The sequence below is a fragment of the Psychrobacter sp. 1176_08 genome, assembly GCF_052850615.1.
This window is the reverse complement of sequence record NZ_VXCU01000002.1, coordinates 249,228-270,011: the sequence shown is the minus strand read 5'-3', so window position 1 is coordinate 270,011 and position 20,784 is coordinate 249,228. Positions and strand designations below refer to the sequence as shown.

Genomic DNA, 20,784 nt, shown 5'->3' with positions numbered 1-20,784 from the left:
GCTGATGATAATAATGAGAAATGCTACATGCCCTACCATCAAACTACCCTTACTTTGCCTGCCCATGCACGTGGTATTCATATCATTACGCCAATGATTGAACAAGCAATTGACAGCCTAATACCTAATGCTTCTTGTGCTGGTTTGGTGCATCTGTTTTTGCAGCATACCTCAGCCAGCCTTGCTATCAATGAAAATGCAGATCCTGATGTTAGACTAGATACCGAAGACTGGCTACACAAAATCGCGCCAGCCGATCAGCCAGAGTATCGTCACACATTAGAAGGCTCAGACGACTTACCTGCCCATTTTAAAAGCATGATGCTTGGAGTCAGTTTAACAGTACCGCTTATCAATGGCAGGTTGGGTCTAGGAATGTGGCAAGGTGTTTATTTATGCGAGCATAGAAATGATGGCGGCCAGCGAAGACTCATCATTACCGTCAATACCTAATAAGACATATCCAAATTCAACAGATAGCTAAACCCAATTTATCTCACTATTCTCATAAAGCACTCAATGGAAAAAACATTATCATGAATATTCATGCTTCCAATACCTCAAAACTCAAACGTTACTATCAGATAGTGCCTGCGACTTTTTTAAGTGTGTTAATCCTCACAGCCTGCCAAAAAACACCAGAGCCTGAAGCAGCTGAAGAGACGCCAGTAGAAACAAAAGACCAGACAACACCCGTGACGACCAATATCAATGTCGCTGATCCTAACGATAATAATGCAAATGAGGATACTGCTTCGTCAGCAGATACAGAGCGCGATGTCAGCCTAACCCAATTGGAAGACAATCTTGAGGCTACGGATACTTCCTCAACGAATGCAAGTGCCGCACCAAGTCCTGAACAAGCGATCAAAGGCGCACAGATTACTGATGTGCGTTATAAAAGTGCTGCAGGAGAGTCATTATCTGTCGTATTTGAGACGTCAGCAGCAGGCTTGCTAAATGCTATCGTGACACTACCCAACAAACCAAAAATGACACTCACAGCACCTGAGGGTCAAGGCAATAATCCTACCTATCGCTCAAGCGATGGCAATACTCAGCTGGTCAGTCACGCAGGTGGCGGCACGATTGATCTCATTCAAAACAATAAAATCACAAGTTTTGAGGCTGTCAGCGCTGATGCTGAAGTTGTTGCGGAATAATATTAATAAAGCAAATTGGTACCAACGCTTATCCAGTCCAATTGTTATGCAAAAAGGCAGCACACGTCGATAACGTGGCTGCCTTTGCTATAGTCTTGGATAGAATGAACCAACCATACTTCAATTATGATCAACTAAACCCAGTGGTGGTTCCAAATAAACCAACAAGCCAGCTGATACCTGCCCACAGACCCCAGCCGATCGTCACAATAAATATGAGTCCAAGAATATCGGGGATGTGCAAGTACAGCCAAGCAATGAATGGATTGCGCCAAAAGCCAGCTTGCTGCTGTTTGTCTTCTAACGATTGATGTAAGAATGGTCGATCCATATGCATCACATCTGTAATGCCATACTCATCTTGTAAATGTTGATGGACGATGTCGAGTGTCTTACGACTAGGGCGAATGAAGATGTCTAATAATGTGCCAATACCAGGCACAATGCCAACGACCATATCAATAAGTGCTAACCTAACAGCGGGGGTCATTTTGCGTGCAGGCACACCCAACTGCCGACCCAATATAAACGCATAACTGGTCAATGCCAATCCTGCCAAGTCTCCTGCCAATGGAATGGTAGAAAGCGCAGAATCAGCCCCAATTCCTTGTTTGGTAAAAGGGACACGTATCAGCGAATCCATGATATTGGCGAACTTTGCCAGTTTACGTTCAGTTGCGATGACTTGTTGACGTGTCAATCCTTGCGCCGCCAATTTTGCCTCATAATCAGCAGTAGACATGCCTGCGCTCGGCACTCTTGTCCTCTTTAGCTTTGAGAACCTATCCATTGAAGGTGGTCCACATGCAGGCAATGGCTATGATTGCAAAGGCATAACGCCCTACCCAAATATTGGCCAAAAATGCTTTGAAACAGGGGATCGCTTGGCGACTCGCACAAGCACTATTTTGCTTAGCAAACATCATCGCTATCAACCCCAAGCCAAATATTGGAATCATACTCAAACTGGTTGGCTCAAAATAATGCCACAATACTGCGCCCATGATGAGCAAAAACAACATCTGTAAGATAGAGATGATAATTACATCATAACGACCAAACAATATCGCCGTCGATTTGATACCAATTTTTAAATCATCATCGCGGTCAGCCATTGCATATTGAGTATCATATGCCACTGTCCAGCACATATAGGCACAGAATAGTAACCAGCACCAAATATCTGGCGTACCTTGCACCGCCACATATGCCATTGGTATTGCCCACCCAAACGCAGCTGCCAAAAATACTTGTGGCAACTGGGTATAGCGTTTCATGAAGGGGTAAATAAATGCCAGTATGATGGCACCAAACGACCAATAGAACACTTCAATAGGCAAAAACAACAACAAACTGACGCTTAAGATAACCAACACAAAGAAGGCAGCAATGGCTTCTTTTGCGGACAAACGACCATCGGCCAATGGTCGATTTTTTGTGCGGGTCACATGACCATCGACTTTACGATCAGCAAAATCATTAATGGCACAGCCTGCTGCTCGCATAAATACTGCACCTAGCGCAAATAGTACAAATATTTTAAGCGTCGGCAGACCTGCTGGCATCGCTTGCTGCTGCGCTTTACCCATTGCCGCTAGCATGACTCCCCATAGCGTTGGCCATAGCAATAGCTCAATACCGACAGGCTTATCAAAACGTGTCAGTTGCATATAAGCGTAGAGCTTATCGGTAAGCGTCATAGATGAAGGGTCTTGTATCATTGTGTGCTGGTCCCTATATTTTCTGCCATAAGCGATTTGCTTCTATCAGTGATATTTCAGGATATTGTTTGCGCAATGATTTGATGGCGGCAATTTTTTCTTTTTTGGCAGCTTGTTGACGCAAAAATGCCAGTTGCTCTTGCGGATTACTCAGCGCTTTTAGACGCGCTTCTAGCCGAAGAATTCGAGTACGCAGCATAATATTGATGACTAATAAAACGGCACCCATCACCCAAATAATCAGCGCTGACATTTTTTACTCCTAAATTAACGTAGGCTTGTTCAATACATCCATTTATTGTTTTAAAGCAGAACCGCCATCATACAAAATGGCTATGAGACAAAATAACCATCAAAACGCACCGCTTCATTATGCCAGCACTCACTTGATGATTGATGAGCAAGTTGCGGCGCAAACTGGGGACGTTTGACAACCACTCGACCCGATGTTTGCTCATTATGACCGACCACAGCGAGCGCGCTTTGTAGCAACTGCTGCTCCTCATCTGAGGTGGGTGGATGAGCCAGTTGATGCAAGGCTTGCATGTGTTTGCCAACTTTAGCACCCTTTCCTGTCTTGCTATCTTGGTAGCTGTCTTCTGGAAACATAGGATCTAAATATACCACATCGACTGCCCGATTACTTTCAGATATAGGCGCGCTGTTCACACTTGCAAAATAACTGAGGGCATCAGTATTTATAATCTGCAAACGTGACATAAGTTTTTGCCAATTTGCTACTGTACTCATGCGTTGCTGTTCTACTAGCAGTAGCATAGCCATCAAGGGTTGCTGCTCAAGCATCACCACTTGCGCACCCGTACTGGCCAATATCAAACTGTCATGTCCAAAACCAGCAGTGGCATCAATGACTTTGCTATCCGAAGTGATTTTGGCGGCTTGCAATAATAACTCTGATTTGCGACCAGCGCTTACTATACGCCTTTGTAGTTTATCCCATTCAGGCGCCACGCTTAATCCGTTACTAAGCCACGACAACGCGTTTTTATCATCTAGTAATAGTATGGGCTGAGTTGACGTCTGACTCAATTGTTGACGGCGCTTTTGAGTCAGTTTTTCTATGGACTGCTCAGTTTCCAAAACAATGGGCAATTTATGCTCTGCTATCAGAGCTTTGAGACTTTCAATCTGTATTTGCTGCGATTCGTTGACGTAGATAAGTTGGCAGCGCATAAAGGCGCATGATTCTTGTTGTACACGGGTCATGATAGCCACCTCTTTTGCGACAGACAATAAAAACACTCAAAAAACAGTGCCACTGGCGTTAATCTTCATTGCCTCTGAAGCGCAAAACACGCCGTGAGCAAAGAAAATGTATACCAGTAGCACGTTGTTATTTACATGGCTATGATTAATATATCGTCTTTATTCTACATTAATTATAGAAAATAAGACGACAAAGGGAGTGACGATCTAACCCGTCATTTGATAACCAAAGCCCCATGCTGCGATCAATACGATAACACCCGTAATGATGCGTAACCATGCAAAGATAGTAAAATCACGGCGACTCACCCAAGCGACCAATAAGCGAATACATAATAGTGCCACCACAAACGACACTATCGTTCCTATCGCTAACACTATCCAATCTTCACTGCTGCTCAGTACATCACCGTGTTTGAGTAAGTCCAATAGTGCGGCACCGACAATGACAGGAATACCCAAAAAGAAAGAAAACTCTGCGGATGCCTTGCGCGATACGCCAAGCCATAGTGCACCAATGATAGTGGCGCCTGAACGCGATGTGCCTGGTATTAGGGCAATACATTGAAAAAGACCGATGAGCAATGCTGTTTTTAAACTGACATCTTCCGCTTCTTGCGCAATGATTTCTTTAGGGCGTTTCTCAACATAAAATATCAATAGCCCACCAAGAATGAGCATGATGGCGACCACAATCGGATTGAATAAATAGGTTTTGATCTCATCAGCAAAGGTGAAGCCTACGATCATGACGGGAATAGTCGCTACAATTAAGCTAAGCCCCAGCTGTCTTGGATTGGCCATGCCTTCTGCTTTGCCAGTCAACAAACCCATGAGCGCCTGCCACAATCTACCCCAGTAATCATAGATAACCGCCAATATAGCGCCAAGCTGCACCACAACGACAAACAGATCCACTTTTTCTTTGGTCCAAAATCCCATCACATCTGCCGATAGAATCAAATAGCCTGTACTTGAGATGGGTAAAAACTCAGTGATACCTTCAACGATACCCATGATGACAGCTTGAAGTAATAAAATAATATCCACGATGGCTTTCCTAGACAAAGATATACCGATTGTTCAGTATAGTTTTTAGTATGTTCTAATATTTTTGAGGGGCAACGACGATGACAATGATTAAGCTTTACCTTGCTCTTTTAACGTTTTCCATGCCTGATTGCGCAAATACTTGGGTAGTGCATTGGCCGCATCCGTACCGCCCAAGATCATAAATTGTGCAATACCCAGCTGTCCTATAACCACCGCATCTGGCCAGACATCTTCATGACATATCTGTTCGCTGCGAGCGTTTAATAGCATCGAACCGTTGCCAACGATAGGCAGATTAAGGGCTGTCTGACTGTCATAGTCTAGCAACTGCTCCGTACTATCGCCATCACCAACCAATACTGGCTGCATGACAAGATAGTCTGTCCGACTGTCATCTGCCAATGCATATTGACCAAAATAAACTTGCTGCATACGAGCATCAAGAGCGCTATATACCTCACTCAAGCCATACTGCTGATAGGCTCTCTGCGCTATCGCTTGTAAGCTTGAGACACCCACGCAAGGAATATCATGCGCCACAGATAGCGCTTGCACCACTGCGGTATTGATGCGTATACCACTAAAGGCACCAGGCCCTCGGTTAAATATAAGGGCAGTTATATCGGCAAGTTTTAACTGAGCCTCTGACAGCGCAGCATCAATCATAGGAAGGATTTGCTGGGTTTGTTGGCGTTTGCCTGTTTCGGTATGACTCGCTAGTACGTGACCATTCGAATCTAAAACTGCGACCGAGCACTGATCGAACACGGTATCCATGGCTAAAAACTTCATACTCTCGGCCTATACTATCGGTATTAAAAAAAGCACGGCATTATAAAAAAAGCACTGGCTTCATAAATAAATCAGCGCCTATCATAGCATTTAGGGCAGGCTATTTTTATCACTTTCTGCTTTTTTCATACTTTATCCATGAGAATCTCTCCAAATCAGACAAACGTAAAAAAAACCTCAAAACAATCTCCGCTTTGAGGTTTTTATTAGAAACAATGATCAAAAGACTTAAATGTAGATATTACTTATGGAAGTATTAAAAACGGGTTTTAAACTTCTTAGGCGCTTGATTTTGCATGTCCTGTATCTGCTTTTGCATCTCTTCAGTGCTTGGCATATTGTTAGGATCAAGCCCCATTTGTTTTGCCATTTGCTCTGGATTGACGTCTTTAGCGCCGCCTTGCTGACCGCCACCAAATAGAGGACCGCCGCCACCGCCAGCACTGCCGCCGCCGCCCATTAGTCCTTGCATGGACTTCATCATTTTACTGATGCCTTCAGGTTTTGAGATCATCTTCATCATTTTTGCCATTTGCTTGTGCTGTTTGAGCAAACGATTAACGTCTTGAATCTCACGACCAGAACCCGCAGCAATACGGCGCTTACGGCTTGGATTGATCTTATCAGGGTTCTTACGCTCAAATGGCGTCATAGAATTAATCAATGCTTCCATTTCACGCACTTTTTCTTCTGGTTTGGCATCTTCGACCGCTTTTTGCATGTCAGAACCACCCATACCTGGCATCTTATCTAAAAAGCCTGCCATACCGCCCATGCTTTTCATTTGCTGGAACTGGGTCAATAGATCTTCAAGGTCAAAATCGCCGCCCTTCTGCATCTTTTTCGCCATTTTTTCGGCTTTATCACGGTCAATTTTTTGTTCAACTTCTTCGACCAAACTCAGTACGTCACCCATACCAAGAATACGCTGGGCAATACGCTCAGGATGGAACAGCTCTAAGGCATCCAACTTTTCGCCGCGCCCCAAGAATTTAATCGGTTTACCTGTGATGGCACGTACAGAAAGTGCTGCACCGCCGCGAGCATCGCCGTCAGTCTTGGTTAAGATAACACCAGTCAATGGCAAGGCATCATTGAACGCTTTGGCTGTATTGGCAGCATCTTGACCAGTCATGGCATCGACGACAAACAAGGTCTCAGAAGGATTGACCGCCGCCGTTAGCGCTTTAATCTCATCCATCATGTTGTCATCGATGTGCAAGCGACCTGCCGTATCAATGATTAGAATATCTTGATACTGAATTTTGGCTTCTTCAATGGCACGTAGTGCGATATCAATCGGATTTTCGTCAGTGCTTGAGTTCACAAACTTGGCATCAACCTGACCTGCTACTTGCTCAAGCTGCTTGATGGCGGCTGGACGATAGACATCAGCTGAAACCAGCATGACTTTTTTCTTATGACGCTCTTGTAAAAATTTGGCCAATTTACCAGCAGTCGTCGTTTTACCCGCACCTTGCAAACCCGCTAGTAGATAAACGACTGGTGGCTTACCGGTCATCTCTAGTTGTTGGTTAGCACTGCCCATCATTTCGGTCAGCTCGTCATGGACGATTTTGACAAACGCTTGTCCTGGTGCCAACTCTTTTAAGACTTCAGCACCCAGCGCTTGCTCTTTAACACGCTTAACAAAGTCGCGCGTGACAGGTAACGCCACGTCAGCTTCTAACAATGCCATACGTACTTCACGCAAGGTGTCTTTGATATTGTCTTCAGTCAGTTGTCCAGTCCCCACAATATTACGGAGGCTCGACGATAAACGTTCTGTTAAGGTATCAAACATAAATAACTCTCAGTTAAAATCAGTTAAAATAATTCTTTGTTAAAATCTTTTTTAGTAAAACCAATCAAATGGCTTACCAATAATGTAAGGGCATGCGCAATAATATATTAGATTTGGTTTTTAGAAACGGTATTACAAAAAACAGTCTATTATCAACACTATAGCATTAAGATGATCTAACAATTATCATCGTTTTGCAAAAGGCTTGGATATTTGAGCTGTCACTGACGCATACTGGGTTGAGTTCAGATGGACAGAGCTGAGCATTTATAGGGAATACGTAAGATGGTACTCAATTGATCACCATTTTATGATAAATTGGACAATTATTCTAATCATTCCGATAATACCACTTTCGCATTGCATTGAGCAGCCATTGTGCGCTCAATATGAGATGAGGCTTTATATCTGTGCACTTTGCATTCTTACTTGCTAGTCTAGCTTATATCTTAGTCAGTGTTTACCTTGGTTGGGCGCTGACTCAGGACAAACCTGTTCGTAAAGGCATTGGTTTGGGGTTACTGATGGTCGGTATGGTCGCACATGCGCTGCTGCTCTACCCCTACGTTGTTACGCTTTATGGTTTGAATTTTAATTTATTCAATGTCATTAGCCTGATCAGTTTGTTTTTTTTATTCTTTTACGTCTTATTTTCTCTGTACCGGCCTATTATCAGCTTGGGCATCTTAGCGGCACCAACAGCACTCCTAGGTATGACCATTGGCTACATTGGACGCGCGCCCTATCAGCCGATCATCAATATCAGTGCAGGGCTAGAAGCACATATCTTACTGTCTTTCGCGGCTTACTGTGTCCTGCTAATGGCAGCAATACAAGCACTGTTTTTGCGCTTACAAATACGCGAGCTCAAGCATCATACCATTCATCGATTTTGGGTCAATAAGCTACCATCCCTGCAAAGCATGGAGGGTTTATTATTCGATATGCTCTTGGTAGGGTTTGTTTTATTGAGTATTGCGTTGGGCATTGGTTTTATCTATGTAGACGACCTGATGGCGCAGCATATCGTACACAAAACCGTCTTTAGCCTTTTGTCTTGGTTATTATTCGGTACGCTACTGGTTGGCAACTGGCGTGCTGGCTGGCGTGGCAAGCGTGCGGCTAATATCACTATTTATGCCTTTATCTTATTGGCAATTGGCTTTGTCGGTAGCAAGTTTGTGCTAGAGCTATTGCTAGGTGTTGGCCAATAAAAAAAGCGGCAGCCAATTGTATCTCATACGAGTACTGACTGCCGCTTTGGTATTATCTAAAAACAAGATGAGATTTTAGAAAGTTCGTTATACTCAAACGCTGCTTTAATTAAAAACCACGGTCTTATTACCTGCGACAATCACTCGATTTTGCACATGCCAGTTCACAGCACGCGCCAAGACGTTGCGCTCGATATCACGGCCAATGGCTCGCAATTCTGTCACGCCTTGACGATGGGTCACGCGGTGAACATCTTGCTCGATAATAGGCCCTTGATCAAGCTCAGCGGTGACATAATGCGCGGTGGCACCAATCAGTTTCACCCCTTTATCATACGCTTGACGGTAAGGATCGGCACCCACAAAGGCTGGCAAGAATGAATGGTGAATATTGATCACCTGCATCGGCCAGCGCTTCACAAAATCAGGTGACAGTATTTGCATATAACGCGCTAATACAAGCAAATCATTACCTTCCATCAGTTTATGAATCTGCTCTTCTGCCTGCTCTTTATTGTTTTTATTGACAGCCACATGGTGAAATGTGATACCGAAGTTTTTTACGGCTTGACGCAAGTCAGGATGGTTGCTGACCACACAAGTAATCTCACAGTCCAGCAAACCGCGCTGATGACGCCATAATAAATCTAACAATGCGTGATCGAACTTGGATACCAAAATACCCACTTTGGTCTTAATAGCATTGTTATGGAGACGCCAATCCATGTTGTGGCGTTTGGCAACCGTATGTCCAAAGCTGACCTCAAAATTGTCAATAATTTCGCTTAACCCTGCCAAAGCAAACTCCAAACGCATAAAATATTGACCGCCTTCATGCGCCGTTGAATACTGATCGAGCGTAATAATATTAGCGCCATAACGATGGATAAACTCAGAAACCGCTTGTACGATACCCGCTTGGTCTTTGCATTTGATCAACAGTGTCGCCGTGTCGCTAGCATCAGTGGTAGGTGAAGCACTAGAAATAGTGTTTGACTCGATATCCGATGAGGGAACCGTCTTGATAGTGTCTGACATAATACGCCCAATTAAAAAATAATGACTGATCGCTGAAAAACTATTATCAGCGTAGTAAACCGATCATTTTAATCTTTTTTGCAATGTTTTGCTGAGCGTGTTGGTTGTTTTTGGTTATTCAGATTGATTTAGCTATTTGAGAAGATAACGCAAAAACCCCCAACGTGGCGTTGAGGGTTTTAATAGAGAAAAATATGCTACGTAAAAATTAAAGGTTATTCCACTTTAATTGTTTTAGAGAAACCAAATCCATTATTACTGACACTAATAGTTGAACCCAATTCAAAAGCTTTATTAAAATCTATCATATATGTATTAAAACCAACCGTTGGGGCGTTAAATGATGACTCACCCTCAATAGCAACGCTATAATTTGGTGAATAAGGAGATAACGTCACTCTGGTACGTGGCGTGTTTTCGTTAACATTGACATTTATACTGTTGGTGCACATCGCCCCACCATCTCCAAACGGACTGGTATTGTTGACCCAAGGCGTTAACAGTGTCGACCCATTTACTGTTAAGTCATCTACTGAGGTCGGTAGCTGATAATTAATACTTTGAATATTTTCACTACCATTAACAATAGTAGTGGTATCAAAACGTACTTTTACCCAATTTGAATAGTGCAGTGGATAGCGGATTTCGAAATCAGCACGACCTTCTGCATTTGTTGTCAGCGTATAATTATCATCCGCAAGCTGCCCATTGACTAAAATAGTGACTGGATTTATGGCTTCAAGTGCGCCATTTAGATTCTTATCTTCGTTTACAATAAGGTCAGCATCTCTATCTAACGTATAGTTGTAATTGGCATCTTCTGTAGGATACCAATCAGAACGTAAAGGCACTGGGGTTTTTTCAGAGAACGACTGTGGTTCTGGTGTTGTGACATTTCCATCTTTATCTGTAATATCAGCTGCTTGATAAGTCACGGTACTATCTAGCAGGCAATATTTACCTTGCGCATATTCAGTAGCGTAGGACTTAATCGATACTGCTTGATTTGGTACAGCGCGTCCTGAACCATCCATGACCGCTATAGAACCGCGTACAGTGTAGTAAATATCATCAGAAGACAGTTTATTACCAAAAGCTAAGGTCGTATATACTGCTTCTTTTGATACGGTAATGCTCGTGCTCTTGCTACCTATATTCGCATTATCTTCTAATAAGCGCGCGTTGATAGTCACGCCGCCAATAGGAGAGCTGGCATTGGCTTGATAAATAACGCGTGCCTCACCTTTGCTGTTTGTCACTGCTGTTGCAGCTGATAAACGGCCGGCTGAAGAATCAGAAGCACGACTAAATACCACAGTTTTCCCTTCTACTGGTACATCATTTTTGTCTTTGACAGTGGCCACTACCTCAGTACTGCCGCCCGGTGTAATCACAGATTTAGCTGCTTGAAAAATCATCTTCGCAGGTGTCGTCGCACGGAAGCGCGTGTCAACTGTTGCACGGTAGCGAGGTTCGCCATTTGGTAATGTGTCACCCAATATAGTCGCTTGTAATGCGGTAATTCCAGCCAGCTGTGATGTTAAAGTAACAGGCACTGTAATAATGTTACCCGCTATATCTGCTGCGCTGATCGTCTTAGTAACGATGACATTATTACTGGCAGCGCTGCCATTAGCAAAGGCACCAAGTGTCGTTTGTACTTCAACTTGCTTTCCTATCAGTTGAGCTGCCTGAGCTGCTGTATCACGACGAATCTGAACATTGATGGTTTGCGGCGTATTGACATCGTAGACGTTTTTGATATCGATGAAGCTAATACCTGCCTGTGAGACTTTGACCAAATCAATACTGTTCAAACTGCGCTGTGTGTTTACTTTATTTTCGCCATAAGCACGTGCATACACACGCAAGTTACCACTATTATCAAACGATAGATTGCTCTCACGAATCGTAACACTGGTCTTACCATTGGCATCAGTAAAGGCAGTTGCATTAGTAGCAATAACATCCCCGTTTTCATCTACCAGCTCTATACCAGCATTAGCGATAGCGCGACCTGTACCGTCTACTAGAGTAGTACTGATAGTCGTTAATCCACCATCCTTAAGTTTAGTTTCTGTAGAGGTAAGCGTAATTTCTGTCCCTATTGCTGACAGACTCAAAGAGTTTTCTTCACGCACTTGCATGCTAACTTTGCCATCTACATCATACTGCGGCGTGACAATTTTGGCATTGATCACAACACTATGGTTTAAACGGGCATTGACAGTATTTGCCGCTAAGATAATGCCAACATCTATCTGACCGTTAGCATCAGTTGTCACCATACTTGGAGTAGTCAAAGCAGCGCCACTGGCTTCAAGATTTTCAATGCTAAGCTGTACAGGCACACCCGTTAAGATACCGCCTTTACTATCAGTGACGCGGAAAATTGCATTGGTTTGGTCACCGCCTGTATTCAAGGTAGATTTATCAGAAGAGGCTATTAGCTGATAACTATCAATCGTAGCGGTGTCTACAGCCACAATATAGTTTTGCGTTAATTTCACATTTTCTGCAGTCGTTGTGGTGGCTGTTAACTTGATACCTGCTGCCAATATGGCTTGATTGACATTAGCGCCAGCCTCAAGACTCAGATCAAAGGTCGCAACACCATCGCTATTTGTTGTAGCGGTTCCATTGGTTACTTTTACGCCAGTCTGTAGTGGATTTTCAACGTTTAAGCGAATGCTACGATTGGCAATACCGCCGTTTTTATTCTCTAAACGAACAAATACCTTAAAAGTATCTCCTTTGGTATTAACAACTTTATTTGCGCCCATCGTCAATGCTTCTGACGTACCTGTCGGAGCAACAGTACTAACTGAGGTACGCTGGGTAACAATATTACCGTTAGTATCTGCCGCAGATAGTACAACATTGATACTACGGCCAATAGCCGCTTTCTGCTCATCTGTTAAGCTGCTTGGTACTGCTATGGTAAATACCGCTTTACCCGAATCATCAGTAGTTTGACTACCTCCTGATACTAAAGTAACGCCTTTACTTGCGACAGTTGCAGGTAATGCAAGGAACACTCGTTGTCCAGTAACGATGTTATTTTTTTTGTCTTTTGCTACTACTTCAATCTGTGTTTCGCCGCCGTTCAAGTTTAGAGCTTTGGTAGGGCTTGCTATTAAAGAGATTGCAGCCGTCATAGACTGTACTTTGATTTTGACTTGCTGCTGTTTGCCCGTGAGTGTCTCTGTCAAAGTAGCGGTCAATACTTGCTTACTAAGCGCTTCCTTTTGCTCGTCAGTCAAGTTGTTCGGAACCACAACATCAAAGCTAACCGACCCATTGACATCTGTATTGGCCATAATGTTTGCTGAGCCAATCTGACCATTGACCGTCAACAAGCTTGCCAACGTTTTATTTGCAAACGCTAGTTTAATAGGCTGATCGGCTACTTGCTCACCAGATGACTGATTACTCAGCTGGGCTTGTATCGTAGCATTACTACCTACGTTATTGAGAATGTAACCTGCTTGATTCTCAATGTTATTCGTTGCATTAAGAATACTTAGCTCAACTGTAGGCGTAATAATTTTAACTTTTTGTATTTCAGATTTATAAGTAATATTATTTTCGACGTAAGAAAGTTGATAGTTGATACCTGTACTTAATAAGTCAGCACGTTGCTTCGCGGTTAGACCTGCTGGAATCGTAACAACAAAAGTTGCCTCACCGCTAAAGTCAGTAGTGGCGTTATTCTGCGCAATAGTAATGCCATACTCTTGGGCTTTAGCGCCTAGTTGAATAGCAACTGCCCGTGATTCGACAGGTTTAGCATTGCTACCTTTAGTCGTTAATTTAATATCAATGTTACCGTTACCGCCAAGTTCACTGATCGATGGGGTTGCAATAGAGGCAAATTGAATACTGGTTACAGGCTGCTCTACCTTGATAGTCTGCGTGATCTTAGAATGTGTACCATCTTGGTCCGTTAGGACAGCTGTATAACTAATACCAGATTTGATCAGTTGATCACGTTGGGCTTGTGTAAGATTTTGACTGATACCAATATTGAACTCTGCTACACCACTATCATTAGTAACTTGCTCGTTACCTCGAATAGTAACACCTGTACTTGAACCTTCATTGATTACTAGTTTTACTGTTCTTGCTGCGGCCGCACTACCATTTTTACGTTTGGCTGCAATTTGCAACTTAAACTGATCTTCTAAAACATTTACAACAGTAGGAATACTCTTAGCAGTTAATGCGATATCACTTTGACCAATATCTGAACCAATGGTAATACGTTCACTACTTGCATTAGCACTTGCACCAGACGTTTCTACAGCATTTACATTAATCACAAAGCTGCCCGCTTTTTCTAATTCCGCTTTTTGTGGCTCAGTCAGTCCTGCTGGCACCCGCACCGTATAACTGACAACACCTTTACTATTGGTAGTTTGCTCAGCACTACCATCAATAGTTAATAAGCCCTTACTAGTCAGTGCAATTGGTAGACTTGCAGATACCACTTGCTCAGTTACTGCGCCGCCGTTTTTATTGTTTACTCTAAAGCTCACAACAGCACTACCACCTGAGCTTGATATTTGTTTTTTGTCACTTCCTTCAAAACTGACTACATTTTTTGCAATCGGTATTTCAACTGAGCTCTTGAACGTCTTGGGCGTGACTGAACGGTTAGGCTCTGACAATGTCACTGTATAGCTGATACCATCTTTAGCAAGTGCTTTACGTACAGATTCTTTAAGTTCTGGGGCTACTGTCAAAGCAATGATGGTTTGACCTTTGCTATCCAAAACCAGTTGCTCATTTGTTAAGCTCACACCTTCAGGTGCGTTATTGAGTTTAACAGAGACTTTAGCGCCTTCAATAGTAGTTGGTACGCTACTGTTTTTCGGTTTAGCAGTAAGAATTAGTTGTTGTGTATCACCATAGGCACTAAGTGGTTTTGAGAGGTTAGCTATACTCAGCTCATAATCAGAGACTGGCAACGCAATAGAAAGATTACCTGTATTTTGCTTTGTAGCACCATTTTGCTCTTGAATATTGATTGCATACGCAATACCTTCGCCTTGTAACAGAGCATCACGCTCAGCTTTTGAAAGGTTTTCATCGACTTTAATATTAAAAATCGCTACGCCATCAGTATTTGTAACTTTACTGTTACCACCTACGATAGAAATACCTTTGATACTTGCAATACCCAGTCCAACTTTCACATCTTGAACACGAGCGCCATTACTGTTTTTAGCCGTAACAGTGAGCTGTGCACTATCGCCATACGGATTCAAAGCATTATTAGAAACTGAACTTGTACTCAATACTGGTGTAATATCCAATTTGCTTTCAGTAACTGGTGTTCCATCGCCACTACCCTTCTTGCTAACCGAAACTTTTAATTCTTGTGGAGCTATAGCAGTACCATCTGCTTTATTAGCAGTTGCCACTAAAGTAAACCCGTTTGTTATCAATGCATTTTTATCAGCAACTGCTTGCGGATTGAGCTTGAGTGTATATATCGCATTACCATCACTATCAGTCGTTTGAGTACTTTGACCTTCAATAGTAATACCGTTAGTTTCAGAGTTAACAACTCTCAACGTAACAGCTTTACCGGAAATGGCTCCTCCAGAGCTTACTTCGGCCGCTTTAACAGTGACATTAAAGCTGGTTTGTTCATCGGACAACTCAATAATGGTCGGTATTGTACTTAGTCTTTGTAAAAAGAAGTTAGGTTCAACGTCTGGCACTTGTTCACCGCCACCATCATTACCGTTATTTCCACCTGTTCCATTACCAGGCTGCTGCACCCCCGTATCAGGCTCTGGTGCGATCGTATCAGTACCATCACCACCACCACAACCTGCCAATGCTAAGGCACAAGTCAGAGAAGTAAGTTTAAACAGCTTAGAAGTAAAAGGTAATGAGCTATATGACATTTTTAGACTCCGCATGAGCAGTAATTTTTTAGAGTAAATAGGCAAAAACCATTACGCAGAATCATAAGTGATTGGTAATGATACATATGTTTACATTGAAGCGACTTATTTAACAGATTGTATTAAATATATAACGGCAACTTTACTGACTTTTGTTATAACTTACAACTAAAAATTAATGGTTACTATTAAATAATCAACAACATAGAGCGCTTATTTCAGGGTATAATATCCATCCTTTAGATCGGCAGTAATTATAAAAATATTTGAGTATTCATCTGTTTTATGGTATAAATGTCGGCTTTAAAATTTTCTGAATTGGTTAGCCTGTTATTTGCCTTTAGATAACAGTCATATCAGCTCAACCTTCATATAGTTTTGTTTGGTGCAAAGCTGCCGCTTGCTGTGTCCATGCCGCAAAAACGTGCAACTTGCCCAGACTGGTATGAGAAAAACTCATACCTCATAGATTAGGAGTTCGCCATGTCTCGAGTTTGCCAAGTGACTGGAAAGCGCCCTATGGTGGGTAATAATGTTTCGCACGCAAACAACAAAACCCGTCGTCGCTTTCTACCAAACCTACACAACCATCGTTTTTGGGTAGAGTCTGAAAATCGTTTTGTACGTCTACGTGTGTCTACCAAGGGTATGCGCATCATTGACAAACTAGGTATCGATAAAGTGTTAGCAGATCTACGCGCACAAGGTCAAAAAGTTTAAGTGAATATTAGCAGCTTATAAATAATGATAATTTTCGTTATTAAAGCTGCTTTTCTGCTACCACATGAGTAGCAACTTATTACTTGAGACGCATACCTATCGTTTTAAGACCCCTCATTTACAGGAAAGCTATCATGAGAGATAAAATTAAATTAGTATCAACAGCGGGTACTGGGTATTACTACACCACTACTAAAAACAAGCGCACTATGCCTGGCAAAATGGAAATCAAAAAATTTGATCCAAAAGTACGCCAGCATGTGATCTTTAAAGAAGCTAAAATCAAATAATCTCCATTTTTATAGATGGTACTATTTGAACAAAAAAAAGGGTTTATCAATCGATAAACCCTTTTTTTATGCTTGTATATTTAGCTATCTTCAGCTCGCTAATAAACTAAAGATCAGCTGTAGTGTGTTGGCTCTTTATCATAGACGTGAGCGTGCCATTTACTCATCTGTTTTTGCATGATGACCTGAATCGCCGCATGAATCATATGTTGACCAATGGCTTGCGTATCACTACCCAGTAGCTCTTTTAACTTATCGGAAAAATCAATAGTCATCAGCGGTGCCTCATCTTGTTCAGCATCACGCAACAGCAACTTACCATCTTCAGCCTCGACTAGCTCAAGGGTGGTCTCTTTCGCAAATCCTGCAAATTGATCGGTACTCTCGTTATCTACTTCTATATCATTATCGATATCGTATGGCATTCATTTGTTCCTTATTGTCCCGTCTGATACTTGCAAACGAATTGGTAATGGCAAAAAATCTATTCACTACAAAAATCCATTCAGCAAATTTCTCGTCTTAAATCTTTCGTCTTTTAGTAACGCGGGTAAAACTGTCTTACTCATACAATGGACGCTTTGACCTTGGATTTCAAGGTTTGTCACACAAGTCTTCTATATAAGTAATGCGTTTGAGAGGCTATCCAAACTCAACGCCAGTACCTTAGTTTGGCTAAGGTGAATAAAAATGCGACAAACATGCCAAGGTAATACGTCAATTTTAACTCAAAGGTTGGATCACGATATTTGAATGGTAGTGCCACAGTGGCAGTAGCGGTAGGGAATATTAGTAGCATAATGAGCCAATTTTCAATCACATTTAGCCAGTCTTGGAAACCCGTACCATGACGCAGCGATGCTAAGCCCATGAATAGGCAAGCTATAATCAAACTAGTAAACAAGCCATTGGGTAAGTCTTTTGGGTAGATAATTTTGGCAATACTAGCTGGTACGATTCGCATATAAGATTCCAGCCATACTTATAAGGTATGGCTCAATGATTAAAAAAAGTGTAAAAGATAGCTCATAAAAAAATAACAACGCTATATTTATGAATGCACATTATTTTTGCTGATTGTGATGTTAACTATAACTCCCCATCAACCACAACATGGACACACAAGCAGTCAACCAACCAAGCGTCAGCGCATTTCTGGTTTCAATATGCAGACCTTTAACTTTATTAAGCACTCGCGAGCCAAGCCAAAAAAACAATGGGATGCCAAGCACAAAGGTAGGTATGACTACAGCAGCATGACGCAATACGACGCCAACGTCATCGCCAATCATTAAGCGAAAACCATAGCCTGCTAAACTTAGCACAAGCGCAAAAATCGCCAAGCCAATCGTAATCCCTTTTGGTACTAAGCTACGATGCGGCCTAGTATCTGTGATTGGCTCAGAGCGCACTGACGAGGGAACGGGTTTGTTTGTGTTCATAGTTTACCTTTACATAACCTACCATCGTATAAATGACGAGTACACTGCGTATCTTAATGATACCGATGTTATTGATCAGCCCTAACCAGTGCCAACTCTTCACGCATCGCATCGATAGCAGCTTTATAATCTTCTTGGTTGAAAATTGCAGAACCAGCGACAAACATATCCGCGCCTGCTTCAGCAATTGCACGAATATTACTGGCCTTGATACCACCATCGACTTCTAACCTGATGTCTCGACCGCTAGTAACAATACGTTGACGGACTTGGCGAACTTTATCTAAAGTGCTCTCAATAAACGACTGCCCACCATATCCAGGATTGACGCTCATGAGTAGGATTTGATCGACCTTGTCCATAACATAATCTAAATGATGTAATGGCGTTGCTGGATTTAATACCAAGCCACATTCTGCCCCGCCATCTTTAATCAGCTGCAAAGAACGATCAACGTGCGCGCTGGCTTCTGGATGAAAAGTAATAATGCTCGCACCTGCATCTAAAAACTGTTCAATCATGCTATCAACAGGCGAGACCATCAGATGTACGTCGATAAGCGCATCAACTCCATAGTCACGCAGTGCTTTACAAATCATACTACCAAATGTCAGATTCGGCACGTAATGGTTGTCCATGACATCGAAATGAATCACATCAGCGCCCGACTCCAGTACTTTTTCAACTTCTTCGCCCAAACGTGCAAAATCGGCTGACAGTATCGAAGGTGCGATAAGATAAGGTTTTGAAGAACTGATCATAAGGATCTACCTAATTTATGTTTAAATAAAAGACGAGCAAAATATAAAGGATGTTATAACGGACGGAAGCGCTTTTAATATTCAGATCATATCAAAGATACGAACCATTTTATGCTTAAATGACTAGCGCGGCTTATATTGCGTCTTACAATATGCTCGGCCAACTTCAAAAGAGCGCTTCGCCTCGTGTTTGGTCGCACGGTTACTGACTCGTTGACGCCATAAGCGAAAGGACGACGGCTTGAGCTCTTGGCGCATGAGCCTAATAACGTCAGGCTCACTAAGACCATAGCTATGTTCAATGGCACCAAATGGTGTTCTGTCTTCCCACGCCATCTCTATTACTCGTGAGACCTGAGCCTCATCCAGCACTCTATTCCCAGCCTCATTCGTTGACTGCTCAATCATATCACTTGATTGCACTGAACTTGTCAGCTTCTCGTTGGAATGAGTACCAATATCGGCATGCTGTTTATCTTTCAAAGCTGCATCCATGTCCGCTTGCATGGTAGCGAGCGTGGATTCAGACTCACTAGAATTCGATGATTGATCTTTTAAATCTACTGCGGCCAAATCTTGATAACTTGCCATAAGACTTACCTTTTTTAAATCAAACGATACAACAAAAAAAACATCATATTAAGACTTAACTAAAAATCTAGCGAAGCTGCGCCATACGCCAATGATGATCGATATGGTCGTTAATCACGGTTTGAATAAAATAATAACTGTGATCATGACCACCTTGATAACGCAGTGTTAAGGGCTGCTTGGCTTTTTCACAAGCGTCTTGTAATGTAGACGTTTGCAATTGACCTTCTGCTAAAAAGTTATCGGCTGCCCCTTGATCGACCAAGATACTCGCATACTGCCGACCGACTTTTTCAATCATCTTTGAAGCATCTGCTTGCGCCCACAATGACTTATCATCACCAAAGTACTCAGTATAAGCCGCTTGTCCCCATGCTGACTCACTGGCGGCACAGACAGGCGATAGCGCCGACACGCTAACAAATTTGCTAGGAAACTTAAATCCTAGTAATAGTGCCCCATGACCACCCATCGAGTGCCCTGTGATGCCAATCGTATCAATGGGAAACTCTGAGCGTAACAAATCATACAGCTCTTCAACGATATAACTCTCCATGTTGAAGTTGTCTGCCCAAGGTGCTTCTGTCGCGTCGACATAATACCCTGCCCCTTGACCGACAAAGTAGCGCTCATCATTAGGAACCTCTACGGTTTCTGCTTCGTCTGATGCTGGCACGCTACGCGGGGAAGTATCGGGTGCAATGAAGATCATGCCAAGCTCGCTACATCTCTGTTGAAAATGCGCTTTATGAGTGACGTTATCGGCATTACACGTCAAACCTGACAAGTATAAGATAGCAGGACAGCGCTGACCTGTGAGTGCTTCATCAGGCAAGTAAATACTGAACGTCATCGGTGTTTTGGTGGCGGTTGATTGATGACTATAATAGTGCTGTTCACCATTAAAGCAGCGATTCACACTTTTTTGTGTGAGTTGGCTATTGGCAGACAAGCGATGACTGTAAGACTTTTTCATGAGTGACATCCTTTTTATCCAAAGTAAAATACACAATGACTTATAAGAAGCACTTATAAGATAATACCGACAAT

Annotated in this window: 20 protein-coding genes; 5 read left to right on the top strand and 15 right to left on the bottom strand. The window is 42.5% G+C overall.

The features are described from left to right. Positions 1-27 precede the first annotated feature (27 nt). Complete coding sequence (locus FW759_RS03760) at positions 28-453, top strand: secondary thiamine-phosphate synthase enzyme YjbQ (RefSeq protein ID WP_446442232.1); 426 nt, start codon at positions 28-30, stop codon at positions 451-453. A gap of 83 nt (positions 454-536) precedes the next feature. Next, positions 537-1,163, top strand: a complete 627-nt coding sequence (locus tag FW759_RS03755) for a hypothetical protein (RefSeq protein ID WP_446442231.1) — start codon at positions 537-539, stop codon at positions 1,161-1,163. A gap of 130 nt (positions 1,164-1,293) precedes the next feature. Here FW759_RS03755 and FW759_RS03750 read toward each other — a convergent pair whose 3' ends face one another. From FW759_RS03750 to ffh, 7 genes are all read right to left on the bottom strand, one after another. Beyond that, entirely contained in the window at positions 1,294-1,905 is a 612-nt protein-coding gene (locus FW759_RS03750) for a DUF4112 domain-containing protein (protein WP_446442230.1), read from the bottom strand. 40 nt (positions 1,906-1,945) lie between these two features. Beyond that, the gene (ubiA, locus tag FW759_RS03745) at positions 1,946-2,863 is read right to left on the bottom strand and encodes a 4-hydroxybenzoate octaprenyltransferase (RefSeq protein ID WP_446442308.1); all 918 of its coding nucleotides are present in this window, start codon (positions 2,861-2,863) and stop codon (positions 1,946-1,948) included. Between the two features lie 34 nt (positions 2,864-2,897). After that, positions 2,898-3,137: a hypothetical protein gene (locus tag FW759_RS03740; protein WP_131392648.1), complete on the bottom strand. Its 240-nt coding sequence runs from the start codon at positions 3,135-3,137 to the stop codon at positions 2,898-2,900. Between the two features lie 80 nt (positions 3,138-3,217). After that, positions 3,218-4,111, bottom strand: coding sequence for a class I SAM-dependent methyltransferase (locus tag FW759_RS03735; protein ID WP_446442229.1), 894 nt, complete (start codon positions 4,109-4,111; stop codon positions 3,218-3,220). Between the two features lie 207 nt (positions 4,112-4,318). Next, complete coding sequence (locus tag FW759_RS03730) at positions 4,319-5,161, bottom strand: undecaprenyl-diphosphate phosphatase (protein WP_095569895.1); 843 nt, start codon at positions 5,159-5,161, stop codon at positions 4,319-4,321. 90 nt (positions 5,162-5,251) lie between these two features. Beyond that, a complete protein-coding gene (tsaB, locus tag FW759_RS03725; protein ID WP_446442228.1) occupies positions 5,252-5,956 on the bottom strand; it encodes a tRNA (adenosine(37)-N6)-threonylcarbamoyltransferase complex dimerization subunit type 1 TsaB in 705 nt (234 codons plus the stop codon). A gap of 256 nt (positions 5,957-6,212) precedes the next feature. Then, positions 6,213-7,760 carry a signal recognition particle protein gene (gene ffh / locus FW759_RS03720; RefSeq protein ID WP_095569893.1) on the bottom strand — a complete coding sequence of 516 codons (1,548 nt, stop codon included), beginning with the start codon at positions 7,758-7,760 and terminating at the stop codon, positions 6,213-6,215. A gap of 410 nt (positions 7,761-8,170) precedes the next feature. On the opposite strand from ffh, the gene FW759_RS03715 reads away from it, so the two are divergent. Then, on the top strand, positions 8,171-8,974 hold the full coding sequence (locus FW759_RS03715; RefSeq protein WP_062845315.1) for a cytochrome C assembly family protein: 804 nt from the start codon (positions 8,171-8,173) through the stop codon (positions 8,972-8,974). 105 nt (positions 8,975-9,079) lie between these two features. On the opposite strand, the gene purU is transcribed toward FW759_RS03715, so the two are convergent. Together purU and FW759_RS03705 are read right to left on the bottom strand one after the other, a co-directional pair. Then, a complete protein-coding gene (purU, locus tag FW759_RS03710; RefSeq protein ID WP_227681072.1) occupies positions 9,080-10,012 on the bottom strand; it encodes a formyltetrahydrofolate deformylase in 933 nt (310 codons plus the stop codon). Positions 10,013-10,227: 215 nt separating this feature from the next. Beyond that, a complete protein-coding gene (locus FW759_RS03705) occupies positions 10,228-15,930 on the bottom strand; it encodes a hypothetical protein (protein WP_446442227.1) in 5,703 nt (1,900 codons plus the stop codon). 483 nt (positions 15,931-16,413) lie between these two features. Between FW759_RS03705 and rpmB the strand changes: the two genes are divergently transcribed. Further along, on the top strand, positions 16,414-16,650 hold the full coding sequence (rpmB, locus tag FW759_RS03700) for a 50S ribosomal protein L28 (protein WP_057761372.1): 237 nt from the start codon (positions 16,414-16,416) through the stop codon (positions 16,648-16,650). Positions 16,651-16,784: 134 nt separating this feature from the next. Then, entirely contained in the window at positions 16,785-16,940 is a 156-nt protein-coding gene (rpmG, locus tag FW759_RS03695; RefSeq protein WP_010201403.1) for a 50S ribosomal protein L33, read from the top strand. Positions 16,941-17,053: 113 nt separating this feature from the next. On the opposite strand, the gene FW759_RS03690 is transcribed toward rpmG, so the two are convergent. The 6 genes from FW759_RS03690 to fghA form a co-directional block, all read right to left on the bottom strand. Beyond that, a complete protein-coding gene (locus FW759_RS03690; protein WP_095569891.1) occupies positions 17,054-17,365 on the bottom strand; it encodes a hypothetical protein in 312 nt (103 codons plus the stop codon). A gap of 227 nt (positions 17,366-17,592) precedes the next feature. After that, positions 17,593-17,904: a hypothetical protein gene (locus FW759_RS03685; protein ID WP_131392661.1), complete on the bottom strand. Its 312-nt coding sequence runs from the start codon at positions 17,902-17,904 to the stop codon at positions 17,593-17,595. Positions 17,905-18,025: 121 nt separating this feature from the next. After that, complete coding sequence (locus FW759_RS03680) at positions 18,026-18,382, bottom strand: hypothetical protein (RefSeq protein ID WP_062845319.1); 357 nt, start codon at positions 18,380-18,382, stop codon at positions 18,026-18,028. Between the two features lie 68 nt (positions 18,383-18,450). Further along, the gene (rpe, locus tag FW759_RS03675; RefSeq protein WP_446442226.1) at positions 18,451-19,143 is read right to left on the bottom strand and encodes a ribulose-phosphate 3-epimerase; all 693 of its coding nucleotides are present in this window, start codon (positions 19,141-19,143) and stop codon (positions 18,451-18,453) included. A 123-nt stretch (positions 19,144-19,266) separates the two neighbouring features. Then, positions 19,267-19,551: a TIGR03643 family protein gene (locus FW759_RS03670; protein ID WP_353671590.1), complete on the bottom strand. Its 285-nt coding sequence runs from the start codon at positions 19,549-19,551 to the stop codon at positions 19,267-19,269. Between the two features lie 250 nt (positions 19,552-19,801). Next, on the bottom strand, positions 19,802-20,710 hold the full coding sequence (fghA, locus tag FW759_RS03665; protein ID WP_131392667.1) for an S-formylglutathione hydrolase: 909 nt from the start codon (positions 20,708-20,710) through the stop codon (positions 19,802-19,804). Between the last annotated feature and the right edge of the window lie 74 nt (positions 20,711-20,784).

Coding starts and splice junctions, on each gene's coding strand:
- FW759_RS03760 (WP_446442232.1), top strand. CDS start 28: ATGCCCTACCATCAAACTACCCTTACTTTGCCTGCCCATGCACGTGGT.
- FW759_RS03755 (WP_446442231.1), top strand. CDS start 537: ATGAATATTCATGCTTCCAATACCTCAAAACTCAAACGTTACTATCAG.
- FW759_RS03750 (WP_446442230.1), bottom strand. CDS start 1,905: ATGTCTACTGCTGATTATGAGGCAAAATTGGCGGCGCAAGGATTGACA.
- ubiA (WP_446442308.1), bottom strand. CDS start 2,863: ATGACGCTTACCGATAAGCTCTACGCTTATATGCAACTGACACGTTTT.
- FW759_RS03740 (WP_131392648.1), bottom strand. CDS start 3,137: ATGTCAGCGCTGATTATTTGGGTGATGGGTGCCGTTTTATTAGTCATC.
- FW759_RS03735 (WP_446442229.1), bottom strand. CDS start 4,111: ATGACCCGTGTACAACAAGAATCATGCGCCTTTATGCGCTGCCAACTT.
- tsaB (WP_446442228.1), bottom strand. CDS start 5,956: ATGAAGTTTTTAGCCATGGATACCGTGTTCGATCAGTGCTCGGTCGCA.
- ffh (WP_095569893.1), bottom strand. CDS start 7,760: ATGTTTGATACCTTAACAGAACGTTTATCGTCGAGCCTCCGTAATATT.
- purU (WP_227681072.1), bottom strand. CDS start 10,012: ATGTCAGACACTATCAAGACGGTTCCCTCATCGGATATCGAGTCAAAC.
- FW759_RS03705 (WP_446442227.1), bottom strand. CDS start 15,930: ATGTCATATAGCTCATTACCTTTTACTTCTAAGCTGTTTAAACTTACT.
- rpmB (WP_057761372.1), top strand. CDS start 16,414: ATGTCTCGAGTTTGCCAAGTGACTGGAAAGCGCCCTATGGTGGGTAAT.
- rpmG (WP_010201403.1), top strand. CDS start 16,785: ATGAGAGATAAAATTAAATTAGTATCAACAGCGGGTACTGGGTATTAC.
- FW759_RS03690 (WP_095569891.1), bottom strand. CDS start 17,365: ATGCCATACGATATCGATAATGATATAGAAGTAGATAACGAGAGTACC.
- FW759_RS03685 (WP_131392661.1), bottom strand. CDS start 17,904: ATGCGAATCGTACCAGCTAGTATTGCCAAAATTATCTACCCAAAAGAC.
- FW759_RS03680 (WP_062845319.1), bottom strand. CDS start 18,382: ATGAACACAAACAAACCCGTTCCCTCGTCAGTGCGCTCTGAGCCAATC.
- rpe (WP_446442226.1), bottom strand. CDS start 19,143: ATGATCAGTTCTTCAAAACCTTATCTTATCGCACCTTCGATACTGTCA.
- FW759_RS03670 (WP_353671590.1), bottom strand. CDS start 19,551: ATGATTGAGCAGTCAACGAATGAGGCTGGGAATAGAGTGCTGGATGAG.
- fghA (WP_131392667.1), bottom strand. CDS start 20,710: ATGAAAAAGTCTTACAGTCATCGCTTGTCTGCCAATAGCCAACTCACA.